Here is a 19073-nt window from a genome sequence, read left to right as displayed (position 1 = left end):
CACGAGGGTTCGTGCCGAGCACGAGTGAAAACATGCCGAAAGTTCCCTCGTGGTCAGCGAAACCCCTCGCGCTCAGCGGCGCGGGTGCGGCGCGGGTGCGGCGCGGGTGCGGCGCGGGTGCGGCGCGCGGGCGCTGCCGCTACGCGTGCAGCGCGGCGCGGACGGCGTCGAGCAACTCGTCAGCGACCTCGCGCTTCGAGCCGCTTGCGACGCCCACCTCATCGCCGTCGGCGGCGAGCAGGTGCAGCGTGTTCTCCGCCGACTCGAACCCCTCGGTCCACCCCACCGCGTTCACCGCGAGCAGATCGACACCCTTGCGGGAGAGCTTGCGCAATCCGCGCTCAAGCAGCTCGTCCTCACTCTCGACGGTTTCGGCCGCGAAGCCAACGATGATCTGACCGGGGCGGCGATCGTGCACGAGTCCAACGAGAATGTCGGGGTTCTCGACGAGCTCAAGCACGGGTGCTGAGCCTGGAGAATCCTCCTTCCGGATCTTCCGGTCCGCCACATCAGCCACCCGGTAGTCGGCGACCGCCGCCGCCATGATGACCGCTTCCGCGCCAGCCGCAGCCGCGCGCGCGGCTCGCTCAAGCTCGGCCGTCGTGCCGACGGTTACCACGCGCACGGCCGGTCGATCCCGCACCTCAGCGAGCACCGCGTCGTCGACGTTCGCAGCGAGCAACACGACCTTCGCTCCGCGGTCGGCCGCCGCTGCCGCGACAGCAATACCCTGCCGACCGCTTGATCGGTTGCCGAGATATCGCACTGGGTCGATCGGTTCACGCGTGCCGCCAGCGGTGACGAGAATGCGCAGCCCCGCGAGATCGGGTGCACGCCCCGACCCGCCCGTCTCGATGCGCGCCGAATCGAACGCCTCGGCTGCGGCCGTCTCAAGCGGTACCTCGGCGACGTCGTCGAGGGGTTCAGAAACGGGGAACACCGCCGTCAAGGTCGGGTCTTCAGGCGCTCCGCGATCCGCGTCATCGGAGATCAGCGCCGAAGAACCGAGCAGCTCACGCACGCGGTCAGCGATTGTCTCGGGTTCGCTCATGCGCCCCGGTCCGCTATCGGAGCCCGTGAGACGTCCCGACTCTGGACCAACGAAGTGCACGCCGCGCGAACGGAGAATTGCGATGTTGTCTTGCGTCGCCGGGTGCATCCACATCTCGGTGTGCATCGCGGGCGCCACGACGACGGGCGCGCGGGTCGCGAGCAGTGTCGTGCCGAGCAGGTCGTCTGCGAGGCCAGCCGTCATGCGAGCAAGCGTGTGCGCGGTCGCGGGTGCGACAACCACGATATCGGCGCGCTGCCCGAGCGCGACGTGCCGCACCTCCGGCACGTCCTCGTGCACTGAAGTCGTCACGGGGTTGCGGCTGATTGCCTCCCACGTGGGCTTCCCGACGAAGCGCAGCGCCTCCTCGGTCGGCACGACGTGCACTTCGTGCCCCTCCTCTACGAGGATGCGAGCGAGCAGCACAGCCTTGTACGCGGCGATGCCGCCGGTCACTCCGAGCACGATGTTCATGGGTTCATCTTCCCATTCCCGTCGGCCTATCGTCGACGATCGATTTACCGCTGGCGTTCGAGCAGCACCATCACCTCAAGGTGCGTGGTGTGCGGAAACATGTCGAACACTCGCGCGCCGCGCACACCCCAGGAGGGCATGGCCGCGAGGTCCGTTGCCAGGCTCTCAGGATTGCAGCTCGAATAGATCACGCGCTGTGCCGGAGCCGCCTCAAGCCAGGCGGCCAGGGCCGGGCCAATGCCGCGTCGAGGCGGGTTCACGATGACGGTGTGGGGAACGTCGCTCGCGTCGGCGGCGAGCGCGAATGCTGTCGCGTCGGCCGCGATGAACTCGGCGGTGATACCGGCGTCCGCGGCGCTGCGCCGAGCGGACTCCACGGCAGAAGCGCTGATTTCGACGCCGAGTACGCGCGGCGCGGCAGCTGCGCTCGCACCCGATCCGGCGCCGGAATCAACAGCAGCAGCAGCGGCCGTGGCAGCCGTGGCCGTGGCCGTGGCCGTGGCAGCCGCAGCACAGTGCAGCGCGAACCCGCCGACGCCGCAGTACAGGTCCCAGATGGAGCCAGGCCGCTCAGCCGCGATCCACTCGGCCGCTTGCGCGTAGAGCGCGCGGGCAACCGCCGTGTTGGTCTGAAAGAAGCTCTGCGGTCGCAGGTGCAGCGAGACGTCACCAAGATCCATATCGAGCGATGATCCCAGGAGCATCTCTTCGCGCTCCCCCTCAAGCACGGCCCTGTGCTCTGGCAGCAGATTCACGGAGACAACGACGGCGCGCGGTACCAGCGCGAGCAGGGCAGGAAGCGCCTTGCGCAGTACGTGCAGCGACTGTTCAGAGCGCACCACGAACCGAAGCATGAGTTCACCCGACGGCGCCAGCGTGACGTGCACGAATTTCAGCTCTCCGCGCCGTGCGGGAACGTCATACGGCGCCAACCCGGTGCCGTCAAGGAATGCTGCGAGGTGAGGAATCGCATCGCGAATGCCGGGTTCCTGGATCAGGCATTCGCGCAGGTCGATACCCTCGCCGTCGCGACCGAGTATGCCGAGCGTCACCGTGCCCGACGCTCCGCCGACGACGAGCTTCGCCTTGTTGCGGAAGTCGGCGACGCCGCCCGCCACGCTCGGCAACCAGCGCGATACCGGCACCTGCGGCAGCAGGTCGTGGCAGCGCCGCTCCTTCTCGCTGAGCTGCGTGACGTACGGCACCTCGATGAGCGCGCACGAGCGGCAGCGCCCCGCCTCGAAGTAGTCGCAGTGCGGAAGAGGAAGAGTCAGCATGGAGAACGCCTCAGGCGGTCAGCCCCAACCCGTCCATTCGGCGAATGTGATCGGCGATCAGTTCGGTGAACACCGGCTCCACCTCGCTCGCGTCGAACTCGCGGTGCTCGCTCAACGTGAGCACTGCGCGGGACACGAGGAGTGTGTCCCCCACGAGCCGGCGACCCCACAGCGCGAGCCAGCTCGAGAGCAGCTCGTTCGCGGCGAGCGCGCCTTCGAGCAGCGCCTTGAGCTCGGGGCGACCGGTGTCATTGCGCAGGGTCGCGACTGCTTCGCTGCGGTAACTGTCTTTCAGCCCGCCAGCGAGGCTCGCAAAGAAGTCATCGAACAGACCGCCCACGAGGTAGAGCGAGAGTACGTGCTGGTGCCAGTCCCTTGTATCGATGCGCTCTACATAGTCGTCAATGACTGACGAGAACGGCTGCATGACGATGTGCGGCTCGTGGCCCCGCTCACGAATCTCACCGGTGAGCTGTTGGTGCTTCGCGAGTGTCTGCCCAGCTACGCGAGCGAGCACGTCTTTTGCTTCGAGCGACGGTGCGCCCGACACCGCGCGTGTTGCCGCTTCGTACAGCTCAAGCTGCAGGTACGCGGTCAGGCCAAGAAACGTCATGATTGCGGGCGCAAATTCGGCGAGCTCGACGCGCTCAGCGTCAGCCGCATCGCCGCGGGAGCGCATCTTGCGCGCTGGCGCATTCGGCCGGCGCAGGCCTTTGATCCACTCGAACACCCTGCCAGCTTACCGCCGTGGTGGTACGCGCTTGGAATAGACTGGCCCGGAACGTTATTCACCGCCGGAGCCATCGGAGCGCCGGCCGCTGCGCTCCTTCGAACCGCGCGCGCAGCATCGCCCCCATCGAATAGGACGCAACGTGACCACTTTCCTCGAACTCGGAGTCGATCAAGACATGGTCGACTCGCTCACGGATCAGGGCATCATCGACGCCTTCCCCATCCAGGAGCAGACGATCCCGCTCGCGCTCACCGGGCAAGACATCATCGGCCAGGCGAAGACCGGCACAGGTAAGACCTTCGGTTTCGGTTTGCCGCTGCTGCAGCGCGTCGGGACTGACCCGATCGACGGTGTGCAGGCGCTCATCGTCGTACCTACCCGCGAGCTCGCCGTGCAGGTCTACGAAGATCTCGAACTCGCCGCGAAGAACCGCAAGGCGACCGTCGTGCCGATTTACGGCGGCAAGGCTTACGAGGGCCAGATCGAACAGTTGAAGGCCGGTGCTCAGGTCGTCGTCGGCACCCCAGGCCGCCTGCTCGATCTCGCGAACCAGCGCCTGCTCGACCTGAGCAAGGTGCGCGAGATGGTGCTCGACGAGGCTGACAAGATGCTTGATCTCGGCTTCCTCGCCGACATTGAAAAGCTGATGTCGCTGACTCCCCCGACCCGTCACACGATGCTGTTCTCGGCGACGATGCCCGGCACCATCGTGACGCTCGCACGTCGCTTCATGTCAAACCCGATTCACATCCGCGCGACTGACCCCGATGAGGGTGCCGCGCAGGCAAACATCGAGCACATAGTCTACCGCGCGCACTCGCTCGACAAGGACGAGGTAATCGGCCGCATCCTGCAGGCCGAGGGTCGCGGCAAGACGGTCATCTTCATGCGCACGAAGCGCGCAGCCGCGAAGCTGCAGGAGGAGCTCGTCGATCGAGGCTACTCCGCAGTGTCTGTGCACGGCGACCTCAACCAGGAGCAGCGCGAGCGGGCCATGGCCTCATTCAAGGCCGGCAAGAAAGACATTCTGATCGCCACGGACGTCGCGGCGCGCGGCATCGATGTCGACGACGTCACGCACGTCATTAACCACACGGTTCCCGACGATGAGAAGACCTACCTGCACCGCGTCGGCCGCACCGGACGCGCGGGTCGCACCGGCATCGCCGTAACCTTCGTCGACTGGGACGACCTGCACAAGTGGGCGCTCATCAACAAGGCGCTCGAGTTCGGGGTACCCGAGCCCGTCGAAACCTACTCGTCGTCGCCGCACCTCTTCGCCGACCTCAAGATTCCCGAGGGAACAAAGGGTCGCCTGAAGGCGACGCCGGTGAAGGAGCGCGCACCTCGCGAGCGCTCCGACGGTCGCGGCGGTCGCTCGGGATCGGGCGCTTCGGGATCGGGCTCGGGATCGGGATCGGGATCTTCGAATTCGTCGAACTCGTCGAACTCAGCCGATGGAGAGAACGGCGCCAAGCGCACCCGCCGCCGCACGCGAAGCGCGAACCCGCTCGGCCAGGGACGACACGAATCGCACGGCCACGAGCAGCACGGACACGACACCGAGGGCGGCGGCGAGCCGGGTGCTCCCCTGACGCCGGCTGATGCGCTCGCCGCCTCGGGTGAGCCCGCCGCGCCGAAGCGTCGTCGCCGTCGCCGTCGCGGTGGCTCGAACGGTGAAAGCTCGACATCGGCCTCGAACGCTGCAGACACGGGTTCGACCGAGCCCGTCGCCTCTGACGCCTAAGGCGAAGCAACTGTGCCCCGCTGACCAGATTCGGTCAACGGGGCACAGTTGGTTGTGCGGGCTGAGTTTCGAGTGCAGTGCTACGTGCACTAGCGGGGATCTGCGTGCACTAGCGCGGTGTTGCGTGCACTAGCGGGGATCTGCGTGCACTAGCGCGGTGTAGCGACGCCCGTGCGCAGTCGGGCGACCGTATCGAGATCCGTCACCTGCTGACCGAGCAGGTTGGGCTTGCCCGTCCCGTGGTAGTCGCTCGAGCCGGTGCCGAGCAGTCCGAGCCGCGAAACTGCCGCGATGATCGGCGGCATCCAGTCGTCGCGGTGCTCGGGATGACGCACCTCGACCCCGCTCAACCCGGAAGCCGCGAGCACCTCGATTTCACGCGGCGAAACGGGCGTGCGCTGGCGAAAAGCGGCCGGGTGCGCGAGCACCGCGACGCCGCCGGCTGCGCGCACCATGCGAATCGCGTCGACGGTCTCAATCGCGTCGGTGCCGAGGTAGTACGGCGACCGTGGGTAGAGCACCTCGGTGAACACCGTGCTGCGATCCGGAAAATACCCGGCCGCAACCAGCGCGTCAGCGATGTGCGGCCGCCCGATGGTGCGGGCGTCAGCGTCGCCAATGACGCCCTCCCAGGTAATCGCGTAATCCCTCGCGACGAGCGCGACCATCTGCCTGGCTCGCGTCAACCGCGAGCGCCTGACGTGCGCGAGGGCGTCGAAGAGTTCACCGGCGATCGGAGCGATGCCGTAGCCGAGCAGGTGGCGCGATCGACCGTCGTGTTTCGTGGTGATCTCGATACCCGGAAAGAAGTCGATGTCCGCGTCAGCGGCGCCCTCACGCGCTTCATCCCAGCCGTCAATGGTGTCGTGGTCGGTGAGCGCAAAGCCGGTGAGTCCGAGTTTCGCCGCGTCCCGGGCAATTTCGCCCGGCCGAGTCGTGCCGTCCGAATAAACCGAGTGGGTGTGCAGATCGAAGCCGGCCTGCGCCACCACGGATTCAGTCATCCTGACATCTTACGGCGACGGCACCGGACGCCCGAGTCATCAGCCGCCGGAGCCGCGCGCATGTCGGCGTTGAAGCCGCGTTGAGCCCGCGTTGAGGCCGCCGAACCTGCCCTACCGATTCGCGCACAAGGTGAGAAGATGGACGCATGACCGATATTGCGCAGTCCACTCACGAGGTGGAGATCGACAACAGTAACCGCAGCACCACACCGCAGACCGACACGTTCGTCGAGTATCTCTCGACGCAGTGGGCGGACCGCCCCGAGGTGCTCCCCGCCGCGTTGCCCGTTGCAGCGCACGCGGCGGCGCGGCGCGAGGCATTCGCGGCACAGTTCCCGGGCGAGCGCGTGGTGGTGGCTGCGGGCGCGATGAAGCAGCGCTCCAATGACACGTTCTACCAGTACCGCGCGCACAGCGCGTTCGCGCACCTCACGGGCTGGGGGTCGGCGTCTGAACCCTGCGCAGTGCTCGTGTTCGAGCCGCGCGAGGGCGGGCACGACGCGACGGTCTACTTCCGCGAGCGCGCGGGGCGCGACAGCGATGAGTTCTTCGCGAACTCAGAAATTGGCGAATTCTGGATCGGCCCCCGGCCATCCCTCGAACAGGTCGCCGCAGCACTGGGCGTTGCCACGGCGCCTCTCGACGCGTTTACCGCTGGCGAGCACGACCGCGGGCTCGACGACGCAGAAGTCGCGCGCGTCGCTTCCGAACTGCGCCTCGTGAAAGACGCGTACGAGCTCGACGAGATGCAGCGCGCCGTCGACGCGACCGCGCAGGGGTTCGATGACGTGTTGGCGGCGCTGCCGCAGGCGAGCGCTCACCCCCGCGGCGAGCGCATCGTCGAGGGCGTCTTCAACCAGCGCGCCCGCCTCGAGGGCAACACCGTGGGCTACGAGACGATCGCGGCCTCCGGCCCGCACGCGTGCACGCTGCACTGGATTCAGAATGACGGCGCCGTGCGCGAGGGTGACCTCCTGCTGCTCGACGCTGGCGTTGAGCTGGACAGCCTCTACACCGCCGACATCACGCGCACGGTGCCGATCTCGGGCACCTTCACGGAGGTGCAGCGTCGCGTCTATGAGACGGTGCTCGAAGCTGCCGACGCCGCGCGCGCGATCGTGCAGCCAGGCATCCACTTCCGCGACGTGCACGCCGCAGCGATGGAGGTCATCGAGCGTCGCACGCGCGAGTGGGGAATCTTGCCCGCTGATGACGGCACGGCCTACTACCGGCGCTACATGGTGCACGGCACCAGCCACCACCTCGGCATGGACGTCCACGACTGCGCGCAGGCGCGTCGCGACATGTACATGGACGGCGTGCTCCAGCCCGGAATGGTGTTCACGATCGAGCCCGGCCTCTACTTCCAGCCCGACGATCTCACCGTGCCCGAGGAATACCGCGGCATCGGCGTCCGCATCGAAGACGACATCGTCGTGACGCAGGGCGGCTGCATCAACCTGTCCGCCGACATCCCGCGCGATGCGGACGAGGTCGAGAACTGGGTCCGCCAACTCCGAGGCACCCGCCCCTAACCCCGCCGCGGCGGCGCCCTCGGCCCGCTGGGCCCTCCTCCGGCTGCGCCCTTCTGCCCCTCGCCCTTCCGCCCGCTGGAGGCGACAGAAACTCCGCTTAAAACGCGCTTTTAGGCGGAGTTTCTGTCGCCTCCAGCATTGGGAGACGTCGTAGGGCCCAGCGAAAACCTGGGAGGCGACAAGAACTCCGTCTTAGAAGCCGTTTTAGGCGGAGTTTCTGTCGCCTCCAGCTGGGGCAAGGCCAGCGGGGACGGGACGGGACGGGACGGGACGGGACGGCCGCGGCCCGGGCCAGCCGCTTACTCGCCGTCGACGTAGACCCAGCGGCGGGAGTTGTCTCTCGCGAAGCGGCTGCGTTCGCGCAGCTCCACTCGGCCCGCTGGCTCGCGCGCGATCGCGGTGAAGGTCACGAAGCCCTCATCGTCGAACGGGCCGCCCGCCTCTACTCGCTCCACGAATAGCCGCAACCACTGAGTATCCTCGTCGAGATCGAGCGTGGCGGGCCTCGTCGCCCGAGCCCAGCTCGCGAGCAGATACGCCTCGTCGCCGAGCGCGAACGCACTGTAGCGCGAGCGCATGAGCCGTTCAGCGGTGGGCGCCGCCTCGCCCGCGTGAAGCGGACCGCAGCACGAATCGTAGTCGACGCCCCGCCCGCACGGGCACGGTCCGGTCACGCGCCGATGCCACCGCGCAGCGCGCGCTGCAGCGTGTCGAGCCGCACGCCGCCGAGAGCCAGCGCGTCGCGATGAAACGTCCGAATATCGAACGACTCGCCGGCTCCAGCAGCACGCGCGGCCGCCTCGTCGCGCAGCTGCTCCCAGATGCGCTGCCCGACCTTGTACGACGGCGCCTGCCCGCCCCAGCCGAGATACCGCAGCACCTCGAAGCGCACGAAGCCATCGTTCATGTTTACGTTCTCGGCGAGGAAGCCGAACGCATACTCGCCGTCCCACACGCCACCGTCGGGGCGGCGCTTGCCGAGGTGCACACCGATATCGAGCACGACGCGAGCCGCCCGCATGCGCTGACCATCGAGCATGCCGAGGCGATCCGCCGGGTCATCGAGGTAACCGAGCTGCTCCATGAGGCGTTCCGCGTACAGTGCCCACCCTTCTGCGTGCCCGGACGTTCCCGCGAGCTGTCGTCGCCACTCGTTCAGCGATCCGCGATTCACCACGGCCTGCCCGATCTGCAGGTGATGCCCGGGAACGCCCTCGTGGTACACCGTGGTCAGCTCCCGCCAGGTGTCGAACTCGGTGACGCCCTCGGGCACCGACCACCACATCCGACCTGGGCGCGAGAAGTCGTCGCTCGGGCCGGTGTAGTAAATGCCGCCCTCCTGCGTCGGAGCGATGCGGCACTCGAGCGCGCGAATCTCGTCTGGAATCTCGAACTGCGTGCCCGCGAGTTCAGTGACGGCGCGGTCGCTCGTCTCCTGCATCCAACGCTGCAGCGCATCTGTGCCGTGAAGCTTGCGCGCCGGATCCCGCTCAAGCTTCGCGATCGCCTCCGCGACAATGCCGGGCCGGGGCGATCCGCCGACGATCTCAGCGGCGGTGCGCTCCTGCTCGGCGACCATGCGCGAGAGTTCGTCGAGTCCCCACTCGTACGTCTCGTCGAGATCGACCTTCGCGCCGAGAAACGCCTCGGAGGCAAGCGCGTAGCGATCCCGACCAAACGCATCGGCGGTGGGCGCACTCGGTGCGACCTCCCGCTCCAGGAAGCTCGCCAGATCGGCGTACGCGCTCGAAGCGCCCGCGGCTGCAGCAGCGAGCTCGATTGCGAGCCCGGCTGGCGTGCCAGCGGATCCCGCGAGGCTACTGAAGAAACCTAGATCCTCTGGTGTACCCGCGATGCGGCGCGCCTGCGCGGCGACCTCTGTGACCTGGCGGATCGCCGGCACGAGTCCCTGCCGCACGCCGTCCGCCAGCGTTTCGCTGTACCCCGCGAGCGCCGCCGGCACCGCGCGGAGGCGAGAGGCTACGCGCGACCAGTCCTCTTCGGTGTCGGTGGGCATGAGATCGAACACGTCGCGGATGCTCTGAGGTGGCGACGCGATGACGTTGAGATCACGGAGGTGCTCCCCTGCATCGTGCTGCGTGAGCGACAGTCGCAGCTCAGCTTCAAGGTCGGCGCGTGTCACTGCGTCGACGTCATCAACCGGCGATGTCGCCATGAGCTCGGCGAGCGCGCGGCGCTGATCCGCCGCGAGCGTCTCGTGCCCAGCGGGCGACAGGTCAGGGAGGCCATCGACTGTGCGGCCGATATAGGTGCCGACGGTCGGGTCGTGTTCAACGAGGGTATCTACCCACGCCTCGGCGATGCGATCGATCGCGGTGTGCTGGCGCTGTTCAGTCATAGGGCTACGCTACGGCGTGAACCTCGGCTCCGTCCGTGCGACGCGGCGAGCGCGCGCGAACCGACCTGCCGCGCACGCTAGACTAAAACCACTCACGCGCGCACCCGCGCGCCCGCACGTCTTGAGGAGTTTCCGTGAAGATCCGCACCCGCATCGCCACCGCCGTGACTGTCGCGCTCGCTTCGGTCTTCCTTGCAGCCCCCGCGTTTGCGAGCGGCGGCGGCGACACCACGGGCTCCGAGCTTTCGAGCGCCGGTCACCCGCTCGACGTTGTCGCGATCTCCATCGTCGGCGTCGTGCTGCTGCTCGTCGTGCTGGTCGGCTCAACGCTGATCGGCAATCTGTTCGTGAAGAAGCCGTAGCGCAAGGCGCACACACGCAGCTTTGACACGCACAGAGGGGCGGCGATCCGATTCAGGATCGCCGCCCCTCTGTGCTTATTAACGCCGCGTGTCAATGCCGCCTGTCACCGCCCATGGGCAACGGCACCGTCAGCGGCAGCGGCGAGCACGTGCCCGCCGCCCGGGGCTATTGCGCCCGAACGACGCGGATGCCCGACACGGCGGTATCGACCGCGCCGCGCACATAGCCGGTCGGTGACGCAGCAACCGCCTGCAAGAACGCGACCGTTTCAGCGGTAACCTCTTCGCCAGGGAGCAGGTTGGGGATGCCAGGCGGATAGGCGGCAAGGGTGTCGGCTGACACTCGTCCGATTGCGTCGACCGCCGCGACGACTTCACTCTCGCCGAAGTAGGCATCGCGCGGGAGCGCGCGAAGTGCCCCCGGAGCGGGGAGCTCGGGGAAGGACTCCCCCGCAGCAATCGGGTCGGGATCAGCGAGCGCCGTGCGGGCGACCTCGTCGAACGCGGTGAGTACACGATCAGCATCGGGCGTCGTGAGTGCGCCAATAACGGCAACCACGCTCGTTGCGGTCGACATTTCCAGATAGATACCGTGTTCGGTGCTCATGCGTCCGCGGACCCAGTGGCCGCTGCGCCCAAGTGCTGACACGTCGATGGGGATCCGCAATCGATCGACGTCAACGATGTCGGCGAACGCGTCGAAGCCATCGCTGATAATCGAGAAACGCTCATCGTCGCGCAGCCGATCCCGAATTTCGTCCGCCGCTCGCAGCGCCTCGCCGATGCGCTCCTCGCCCATCATGAGCGCACGACGCGTTTCGTCGAGCGAGCCCATCAAGATGCTGCTCATCGAGGTGGAGGCGGTCATCGAGTACGCGCGGGAGACGAGCGGTTCGAGCCGATCCGCAAACGGGCCCTCCCCGAGGTGCAGCATGGCCGACTGCGTGAGGGAACCCGCGAGCTTGTGCGTGCTCGAGACCACGAGATCGGCTCCGAGTCGCGCGGGCGAGTCGGGCAGCCCCGGGTGGAAGCCGAAGTGGGCTCCCCAGGCGCCGTCGACGATAATCGCGGCGTCGTGCGCGTGCGCGACCTCGGCGAGGCCTGCGACGTCGGCGGTCGAGCCGAAGTAGCTCGGAGAGACAACGTAGACGCTCGACACCGCGCGGCCCGCCTCGGCCTCGCGCTTCAGCGCCTCGTCGAGCACCTCGGGGGTGAGCCCGTGGGCGATGCCGTGGTGCGCATCAACCGCTGGCTGCACGAACGCCGGGATCAGTCCGGACAGCAGTACGCCGTCGGTGAAGCTCGAGTGCATGCTCCGCTGCACCAGCACGCGTTCGCCCAGCCCGCGCACAGCGATTGCCGCCGTACGGTTCGCCTGCGAGGCACCGTTCGTCAGGAACCAGCTGCGCTTTGCGCCCCACGCCTCCGCTGCAAGCTGCTGCGCGCGCACGAGCGGTGAGTCCTCGCCGAGGTCGATACCCTCGAGCATGAGCGGAATATCGACGGCGGGAACGCGGTCGCCAAACAAACCGGCGAGGTGCTCCGCACCGCGCTCAGCGCCGCTGCCGTGGCCGGGCACCATGAGCGACATCGGTTTCGCATCAGCGAAGTGCCGCAGGGCGTCAGCGTAGGGAGCGGTGCGCTGGGCCTCTGACACAGCCGGGCGACGCTTCTCTGCACGGCTCGAATCTGCACGGCTCGCATCGGCGTGGCTCGCATCTGCACGGCTCGCGCGCGGCGCGAGCGCGGCGACAGTCGCCCGCGACGCAGCGCCCTGCGATTCGTGGCCGAGAGGCGACTGACGGGGGTCGAAACGAGATTCCTGATCCAGCATTCCTCCAGATTGGCCGCTCGGCGGCCGCGCCGGAAGCCCGCATTCGACTCGCGGCAGCCATAGACTGTATGTATCGCGACGGGGCAAATCGGCCCTGTTGTTCCAGGGAAACCGAGGTACCGAGTGATCGACTTCCGTCAGCTCCAGGCGCTGAGCGCCGTCGCGTCAGAGGGATCCGTCGCACGCGCGGCAAAACGCCTCGGGTGGAGCCAACCCACGGTCGACTATCACCTGCGCAACCTTGATCGGCTCGTGGGCACCGATCTCACCACGCGCAGCACGCGCGGCAGCAAGCTCACCACGGCCGGGCACCTCATGCTCGAGCGCGGAGATGAGATCTTAAGCCTCGCCGACCGAGCCCTCACGGACGTGCGCGATCTCGCACAGCTCGGCAAAATCAGACTGAGGTTCGGCACGTTCCCGACCGCGGCGTCTCGCCTACTGCCGGGTATCGCGAGCCGCGTGGCCGAGCTGGGCATTGAGCTCGACGCGACACTCGAAGAGCTCGCACCGCTCATCACGCGCGTCAACCAGCACACGCTCGACGCGGCACTCGTGTACGCCGCCGGCGGCTATCGGCTTCCGTTTCGCTCTGAGGTGCACACCACGCACCTGTTCACCGACCCGATGCTGCTCGCGCTTCCCGCGTCGCACCCCGCCGCCTCGCAAACCTCGTTCGATCGCCGCAGCCTGCTCACTCTCGCCGACGACAGCTGGGTGATGGGGTCGACCCCCGGTGACACGCTCGACGACCTCGTGCGCGAGGTGTTTGAGTCTGAGGGGTTGCAGGTCAACGTCGCGATTCGCACGGACGACTACTCGGTCGTGCTCGGGTTGATCGCCGCTGGCATGGCCGTAGCGCTCGTGCCGAGCCTCGTCAGCTTCAACCCGCCCGAGGGCGTAGTGCTCAGGCCCATTGACGACCCGATGTTCGCGCGCGAGCTGCTGCTCGCCGCGCCAGCGGGGCCCGGTGGCCCATCGGCAGCGGTGCGCCAGCTCGCCGAAGCTGTTCGCAGATCAATCAGCGCGCTGGGCTAGGCAAGCCGAGAAAACGACAACGGCGGCTACAGGAGCACTTGCTCCCGCAGCCGCCGTTGGTATCGCGGAGTGGGCCCGCTTTTGGGCTACTCGGTGATCACCAGTGACGGTCAGTGACCGCCGTGCGACGCCCCGTCTTCCTCTGGCTTCTTCACGAAGAACGAGAGCACAACAGGCACCAGCGCGATGCACGCCGCGGTGAAGAACGCCGCGTGCGCGCCCGGAGCTCCGGCGTCGGGAGTCGAGAGACCCTCGGCCTCACCGGCGTGCAGTGCGCTCGAGTAGATCGAGATCAAGACGGCAGTACCTGCCGCGCCGCCCACCTGCTGCAGTGTATTGAGCACCGCCGAACCGTGCGAGTAGAGCGAACGATCCAGCGATCCGAGCGACGCTGAGAAGAGCGGCGTGAACGATCCCGCGAGGCCGAGCGACATTGCGATCTGCACGAGCATCAGGAACCACATCGGGGTATGAGTGCCCACTGTCGAGTACACGAACATCGCACCCGCGATCAGGATTGTGCCCGGTACGAGCAGCGTGCGAGGCCCGCGCGAATCGTACACGCGGCCCATGACGGGACCGAGGACGCCCATCAGTACGGAACCGGGCAACAGCACGAGACCCGCCGCCGTCGGGTCGAGGCCCGCCACGTTCTGCAGGTAGAGCGGCAGCAACGAGAACGTGCCGAACATCGCGAGCGAGACGACCGCCATGATGACAACCGAGATGACGTAGTTACGCGAAAGGAACACACGCAGGTCGAGCAGCGCATCATTCTTCTTTTGCAGTGATAGCTGACGCCACACGAACAGGGCCAAGAAGATTGCGCCGACTGCAATGATCACTCCTGGCGAAGAAGCGCCAGCGGAAGCACCGTGGCCACCAATCTGGCTCAGTCCGAACACGATGCCACCGAACGCGAGCGCTGAGAGCACAATTGACAGTACATCAATCGGCGCCTGCGTGGTCTCGCCCAGATTCGTCATCCACTTCGCGCCGAGCAGCAGCGCAACGACAGCGATCGGCAAGATGATGCCGAAGAGCCAGCGCCAGCCGAGCGTGTCGAGTACGACACCCGAAAGGGTCGGGCCGAGGGCCGGAGCGAGGCTGATGACAAGCCCGACGCGACCCATCATGCGGCCGCGCGAGCGCGCCGGAACAACGTTCATGATGGTGGTCATGAGCAGCGGCATCATGATGCCGGTGCCCGCGGCCTGCACGACGCGACCGGCGAGCAGCATTTCGAAGCCGGGCGCAACGAGGCAGATCGCGGTGCCGAGCACAAACGTGCTGATCGCCGCCAGGAAGACCTGACGTGTGGTGAAGCGCTGCAGGAGGAAGCCGGTCGTCGGAATGACGACGGCCATGGTGAGCATGAACGCACTAGTCAGCCACTGGCCGAGCTCGGGTGGAATGCCCAGCGTCTTGTTGAGCTCGGGGATGGCGATGGCCATCGTCGTCTCGTTCAGGATCGCCACGAAGGCTGCAACCAGCAGCAGCCAGATCACGCGCATGCCCGCGGGATCTATCGTCTCATCTGAGGTTTTCGGTAGCCGCACTGAGGCGGTATCGGGGGTCAAAAGTTGGGGCTCCTTGAAAAGTTAATCGCTGCCCCCAAAGAGAAGCGCACAGCTTCTCGTAGGCAGATCTACAACCTTAACCCACGGTGAGGAACTATCATTCCCGCGTTCACCGATTATTTACGCCTCCGAGGCGCGGAGTTACCGCCCGAACGGATCGCCGAGCCGCGCGAGAAACTCTCGGGTTTCAGGCCGCGTGGGATGCTCGAAAATCTGCTCGGGAGTGCCCGACTCGATGATGACACCGTCTTTCAGGTACACCACTCGGTCGGCGACCCGACGCGCAAACGACATCTCGTGCGTCGCCATGACGATCGTCGAGCCCGTCGCTTTGAGTTCGCTCACGAGATCGAGCACCTCGCCAACCAACTGCGGATCGAGCGCGCTCGTGATCTCGTCGAGCAGCAGCAGCTCGGGGTTCGTCGCGATGGCTCGCACAATTGCGACGCGCTGCTGCTGCCCACCCGAGAGCCGGTCGGGGTACTCATTGGCCTTGTCACCGAGCCCGATGCGTGAGAGCAGGTCGAGTCCGACCCGGTCAGCTTCGGCGCGGCTCGAGCCAAAGACTTTGCGCATCGCGAGGGTGACGTTCTCAATGACCGACAGGTGCGGAAACAGGTTGAAGTGCTGGAAGACCACGCCGATGCGTGCGCGCACGGCGTCGACGTTCACGCGGGGATCGGTGATGTCATCGCCGGCGAGCACGATGCGCCCGTCGTCGACCTGCTCAAGCAAATTGATGGTTTTGAGGAGCGTCGACTTGCCCGAACCGGAGGCCCCGATCAGCACGACGGCCTCGTGGCGGCGCACTGTCAGATCGATGCCGCGCAGCACGTGCTGATCGCCAAATCGCTTGTGCACTCCGCGCACGTCGAGCACCGGCTGATCCTGATGGTGGCCCTGTTCCTGGCCGTGCCCACTCATACTGCTCCCCCGATCTGCTCGCGGCGCTGAGACCGAGCCGTAATCCAGTCGGTGAGCCTGATGAACGGCAGCGACAGCAGCACGAAAAGGAGGCCGGCAAGCACGTAGGGCGTGAAGTTATAGCTCGACGCGGACTCTATCTGGGCGGCGCGAATCGCGTCGACCGCGCCGAGCACCGAGATCAGACCGACGTCTTTCTGCAGTGAGACGAAGTCGTTCATGAGCGCCGGAGTCACCTTGCGCACGGCCTGCGGCATGACGACGAGACGCAGGGTCTTGGCGTGGCTCAGCCCCAGCGAACGAGCGGCGAGCCGCTGCGAGGGGTGCACTGCGTCAATGCCAGCTCGCAGCACCTCGGCTACGTACGCTGAATAGCAGAGGATCAGCGCGACCGTGCCCCAGAACTGCGCGGGGAGCCGTCCGGTGAGTTCGAGCCCCGGGATGCCGAATCCGACGAGGTACAGCACGAGCAGCACGGGGATGCCACGAAACAGGTCCGTGTATCCGGCGGCCAGTAGCCGGATCGGGGTGAACACCGCGCCCTTGAGCGTGCGCGCAACCGCGAGGAGCGTGCCGAGGATCGCCACTCCGATGGCAGCAACGAAGAGCACCTGAATGTTGAGCCACAGGCCCTTAATGACGCGCGGGAACGCATCACGCGCGACACCCCAGTCGAAGAACGTCGTGCGCACCGCTTCCCACCCGGGGCTGTTAATCAGCACCACGACAATGACGGCGGCAAATACCAGCGTGCTCGCGATGCTGACGAGGATCGACTGACGTTTTCTGGCGCTGCGAAACCCCCTCCGTTCGAGCTCGATCGCGCTGGGCTCGAACGCCGCGGGGCCGCTCGATGTGTGAACCTGCGACACCCGGGGCTACTTCAGGACAGGAGCGCCCTGATCGGCGATCCACTTCGCGGTGAGGTCATCAAGCGTGCCGTTCTCGCGGAGCGCATCAACAGCCTTCGAAACGTCGGCGGTGAGTGAGGAGTCCTTCGGCAGCACGAAGGCGAAATCATCGCCGCCCTTGGCTGAATCAAGCTGACCGACAATCACGCCGTCGTCGAGCTGCGCATCGCGCACGTAGAACGCGCCGGGCAGATCGGTAACGAGGGCGTCGATCGTGCCGTTCTGCAGCGCTGCCACCGCGTCATCGACGCTGTTGAAGACCTGCAGGTCTTGCGACGGGGCGATCACGTCTTCAGCGACGGTGAGCGAGGTGGTTCCCGAAGCGACACCGATGACTGCGTCCTTCAGATCAGCGATGCTCTTTGCCTTCGCCGCGTCTGTGCCGCCCGCGGCGACCACGGCCTGGGTCGTCGTGTAGTACGGCGTCGAGAAGTCCACGGCCTTCGCGCGATCCTCGCTGACCGAGAACTGCTGGATGTTGAGATCAAAGTCCTTGGGACCCGGCGCAATGGCAGCGTCGAAGCTCGTGCGCACCCACTCCACGTCGCTCTTGTCGTAGCCCATCTGATCGGCGACCGCGTAGGCTACGGCAGATTCGAAGCCCTCGCCGTTCTCGGGGGCGTCGTCGAGCACCCACGGCGCGTATGCAGGCTCGCCCGTAGCGATCGTGAGCTTGCCCTCAGTGACGGCAGCCACACCGGCATCATCACCGGAATCCGTGGCACCACCCGAGCAGGCAGACAGTGCGAGCATCGCGGCGGCCCCGACGGCAACGGCGGCGGCGAGACGAGACGTGCGGAACATGGAACTCCTTGGCTACTGGCGAACGCGCAGAACGGCGCGGATCAAGACGTCGTTTATTCTATGAGACTTCGGGGCTCACGCAGCGATGCCCGGGTGCCTGCTCAGTCACCGGGCGTCACACGCTCGCGCGATACAGTTCTACGCCGCCAACGACCGTGCGACGCGCGCGACCGGCACCGGCCTCGACGAGCTCCGCGAGCGCCGCTTCGGCGTCGTGCACTGGAAGATCGAAGAACGCCAGATCGGCCATGGCGCCCACTCCCAGCTGCCCGATGCGGCGCTTGCCCACGTTCAAACCGAGCGCGGTCGCGCCGCCCAGCGTTGCCGCCCCCAGCAACCGCTGGTGCAGGTCGTCGCCTCGATACCCTTGCTCGCGAGCCACCCGGTAGAGCTTTGCCACATCGGCGAGCAGATCGAGTGACGGCGACGATGAGAGCGAATCGGTGCCAACGGCAATCGCATTGCCCTCGCGCAGATACGCCGCGACGGGTGGCATGTCGAGGCCGATGACCTCGTTCGAACGCGGGCACAGGGCGACGCTCGTGCCGCGTGCGCGCAACAGCGCGCGATCGTCGGCGCTGACGTAAACGCCGTGAGCGATGTGACAGTCGGGGCCGAGCACTCCGAGATGGTCGACGAACTGGGTCGACGACACCCCGATACCGTGTGAGCGCAGCGCGCGGAAGCTGTCTGCGCCGAGCTCGGGCCAGGCACCGTGGCCGCCAGGGCCGGCGCCGACGTAGCCGTCGATACCGTCGAATTCCCGCTCCATGTGCGCTTCAGCGAGGTGAATGTGCAGTCGCAGCCCCTCCTCGCGCACGATGTCGGGGAGTTCGAGCAGCGGCTGCACCTCGAGCGAGTACGGCGCATGAGGTGAAACTCCAGCGCCGGGCGGCGTCGGTATCTGCCGAATCTGCTCTCGCACTTCGGCCTTTGCCTCTGGCGTCCAATCAGCGTTATTTGCGCCGTACACCTCCCAGTAGGCGATGCCGTGCATGCCGGCATCGTGCAGCGCCCCAAGCGCATCACGGTCGGTCACCACGTCAGCCGCGGCGGTAACGCCGGCAGCGAGTGAGAGCTGCGCGCCCTCGGCGGCGGCGGCTCGCCAGTCGTGCGATTCGCGTGCGTAGACGGTGTCAAACGCGTCGCCCCAGTGGTCGAATCCCGTGTAGTTCCGTGACGCGACCTCGCGCATCCCGGTGTACTGCAGGTGAGTGTGCGCATTCACGAGCCCGGGCGCCAGCACGCCGTCCCAGTGCTCTTCGCGATACTCCGCGCCGCGCTCATCGAGCACCTCGAGCACCCAGCGGCGGTCGCCGACGTGCAGAATGCGGTCCCCCTGCACCGCGACAGCGCCGTCGACAATGCGCGGGCTGGTGACGGGAAAAACGAGGGCTGCGCTGTAGACAACAATGGCGGGTGCGGGGTTCACCCGCACGA

The 19073-nt window shown here is 66.8% G+C and carries 16 protein-coding genes; 4 read left to right on the top strand and 12 right to left on the bottom strand.

What is annotated here, in order from left to right; all coding sequences use genetic code 11:
• Positions 1–139 precede the first annotated feature (139 nt).
• Genes ACFWHR_RS06925 through ACFWHR_RS06915 form a run of 3 tightly spaced genes read right to left on the bottom strand, consistent with a single transcriptional unit; the run spans position 140 to position 3532 of the window.
• Positions 140–1525: a bifunctional phosphopantothenoylcysteine decarboxylase/phosphopantothenate synthase gene (locus ACFWHR_RS06925; protein ID WP_382447531.1), complete on the bottom strand. Its 1386-nt coding sequence runs from the start codon at positions 1523–1525 to the stop codon at positions 140–142.
• A gap of 44 nt (positions 1526–1569) precedes the next feature.
• On the bottom strand, positions 1570–2802 hold the full coding sequence (locus tag ACFWHR_RS06920; RefSeq protein ID WP_382447530.1) for a methyltransferase domain-containing protein: 1233 nt from the start codon (positions 2800–2802) through the stop codon (positions 1570–1572).
• A gap of 10 nt (positions 2803–2812) precedes the next feature.
• Positions 2813–3532, bottom strand: coding sequence for a ferritin-like fold-containing protein (locus ACFWHR_RS06915; protein WP_382447529.1), 720 nt, complete (start codon positions 3530–3532; stop codon positions 2813–2815).
• A 142-nt stretch (positions 3533–3674) separates the two neighbouring features.
• Between ACFWHR_RS06915 and ACFWHR_RS06910 the strand changes: the two genes are divergently transcribed.
• Positions 3675–5282: a DEAD/DEAH box helicase gene (locus ACFWHR_RS06910; RefSeq protein ID WP_382447528.1), complete on the top strand. Its 1608-nt coding sequence runs from the start codon at positions 3675–3677 to the stop codon at positions 5280–5282.
• Positions 5283–5431: 149 nt separating this feature from the next.
• On the opposite strand, the gene ACFWHR_RS06905 is transcribed toward ACFWHR_RS06910, so the two are convergent.
• On the bottom strand, positions 5432–6286 hold the full coding sequence (locus ACFWHR_RS06905) for a PHP domain-containing protein (RefSeq protein ID WP_382447527.1): 855 nt from the start codon (positions 6284–6286) through the stop codon (positions 5432–5434).
• 146 nt (positions 6287–6432) lie between these two features.
• Here ACFWHR_RS06905 and ACFWHR_RS06900 point away from each other — a divergent pair, with 146 nt between their 5' ends.
• Positions 6433–7821: an aminopeptidase P family protein gene (locus ACFWHR_RS06900; RefSeq protein WP_382447526.1), complete on the top strand. Its 1389-nt coding sequence runs from the start codon at positions 6433–6435 to the stop codon at positions 7819–7821.
• 299 nt (positions 7822–8120) lie between these two features.
• Here the strand turns inward: ACFWHR_RS06900 and ACFWHR_RS06895 are convergent, their stop codons facing one another.
• Together ACFWHR_RS06895 and ACFWHR_RS06890 are read right to left on the bottom strand one after the other, a co-directional pair.
• Positions 8121–8495, bottom strand: a complete 375-nt coding sequence (locus ACFWHR_RS06895; protein WP_382447525.1) for a YchJ family protein — start codon at positions 8493–8495, stop codon at positions 8121–8123.
• Complete coding sequence (locus tag ACFWHR_RS06890) at positions 8492–10180, bottom strand: DUF885 domain-containing protein (protein ID WP_382447524.1); 1689 nt, start codon at positions 10178–10180, stop codon at positions 8492–8494. The genes ACFWHR_RS06895 and ACFWHR_RS06890 overlap by 4 nt, the downstream gene beginning before the upstream one ends.
• A 134-nt stretch (positions 10181–10314) precedes the next feature.
• Between ACFWHR_RS06890 and ACFWHR_RS06885 the strand changes: the two genes are divergently transcribed.
• Positions 10315–10542, top strand: coding sequence for a hypothetical protein (locus tag ACFWHR_RS06885; protein ID WP_382447523.1), 228 nt, complete (start codon positions 10315–10317; stop codon positions 10540–10542).
• A gap of 166 nt (positions 10543–10708) precedes the next feature.
• Here ACFWHR_RS06885 and ACFWHR_RS06880 read toward each other — a convergent pair whose 3' ends face one another.
• A complete protein-coding gene (locus ACFWHR_RS06880; protein ID WP_382447522.1) occupies positions 10709–12376 on the bottom strand; it encodes an aminotransferase class I/II-fold pyridoxal phosphate-dependent enzyme in 1668 nt (555 codons plus the stop codon).
• 123 nt (positions 12377–12499) lie between these two features.
• On the opposite strand from ACFWHR_RS06880, the gene ACFWHR_RS06875 reads away from it, so the two are divergent.
• Positions 12500–13414: a LysR family transcriptional regulator gene (locus ACFWHR_RS06875; protein WP_382447521.1), complete on the top strand. Its 915-nt coding sequence runs from the start codon at positions 12500–12502 to the stop codon at positions 13412–13414.
• Between the two features lie 110 nt (positions 13415–13524).
• Here the strand turns inward: ACFWHR_RS06875 and ACFWHR_RS06870 are convergent, their stop codons facing one another.
• The 5 genes from ACFWHR_RS06870 to ACFWHR_RS06850 all read right to left on the bottom strand — a co-directional run bounded on the left by ACFWHR_RS06870 (position 13525) and on the right by ACFWHR_RS06850 (position 19065).
• Positions 13525–14994 carry an MDR family MFS transporter gene (locus tag ACFWHR_RS06870; RefSeq protein WP_382447520.1) on the bottom strand — a complete coding sequence of 490 codons (1470 nt, stop codon included), beginning with the start codon at positions 14992–14994 and terminating at the stop codon, positions 13525–13527.
• A gap of 141 nt (positions 14995–15135) precedes the next feature.
• Positions 15136–15918, bottom strand: a complete 783-nt coding sequence (locus ACFWHR_RS06865; protein WP_382447519.1) for an amino acid ABC transporter ATP-binding protein — start codon at positions 15916–15918, stop codon at positions 15136–15138.
• Positions 15915–16790 (bottom strand): amino acid ABC transporter permease, encoded by an 876-nt coding sequence (locus ACFWHR_RS06860; protein WP_382447518.1) that lies wholly within the window; start codon positions 16788–16790, stop codon positions 15915–15917. Before ACFWHR_RS06860 ends, ACFWHR_RS06865 begins: the two co-directional genes overlap by 4 nt.
• 6 nt (positions 16791–16796) lie before the next feature.
• Entirely contained in the window at positions 16797–17633 is an 837-nt protein-coding gene (locus ACFWHR_RS06855; protein WP_382447517.1) for an ABC transporter substrate-binding protein, read from the bottom strand.
• A gap of 115 nt (positions 17634–17748) precedes the next feature.
• Complete coding sequence (locus ACFWHR_RS06850; RefSeq protein ID WP_382447516.1) at positions 17749–19065, bottom strand: amidohydrolase family protein; 1317 nt, start codon at positions 19063–19065, stop codon at positions 17749–17751.
• Positions 19066–19073: the final 8 nt, after the last annotated feature.

Source organism: Leucobacter sp. NPDC058333, from assembly GCF_042726155.1.
Lineage (GTDB): Bacteria > Actinomycetota > Actinomycetes > Actinomycetales > Microbacteriaceae > Leucobacter.
This window is presented reverse-complemented; position numbering and strand designations above follow the sequence as displayed.

Bases quoted from the DNA above. Each gene is read 5' to 3' on its own strand.
- ACFWHR_RS06925 (WP_382447531.1), bottom strand. From the start codon at position 1,525: ATGAACATCGTGCTCGGAGTGACCGGCGGCATCGCCGCGTACAAGGCT.
- ACFWHR_RS06920 (WP_382447530.1), bottom strand. From the start codon at position 2,802: ATGCTGACTCTTCCTCTTCCGCACTGCGACTACTTCGAGGCGGGGCGC.
- ACFWHR_RS06905 (WP_382447527.1), bottom strand. From the start codon at position 6,286: ATGACTGAATCCGTGGTGGCGCAGGCCGGCTTCGATCTGCACACCCAC.
- ACFWHR_RS06900 (WP_382447526.1), top strand. From the start codon at position 6,433: ATGACCGATATTGCGCAGTCCACTCACGAGGTGGAGATCGACAACAGT.
- ACFWHR_RS06890 (WP_382447524.1), bottom strand. From the start codon at position 10,180: ATGACTGAACAGCGCCAGCACACCGCGATCGATCGCATCGCCGAGGCG.
- ACFWHR_RS06880 (WP_382447522.1), bottom strand. From the start codon at position 12,376: ATGCTGGATCAGGAATCTCGTTTCGACCCCCGTCAGTCGCCTCTCGGC.
- ACFWHR_RS06865 (WP_382447519.1), bottom strand. From the start codon at position 15,918: ATGAGTGGGCACGGCCAGGAACAGGGCCACCATCAGGATCAGCCGGTG.
- ACFWHR_RS06855 (WP_382447517.1), bottom strand. From the start codon at position 17,633: ATGTTCCGCACGTCTCGTCTCGCCGCCGCCGTTGCCGTCGGGGCCGCC.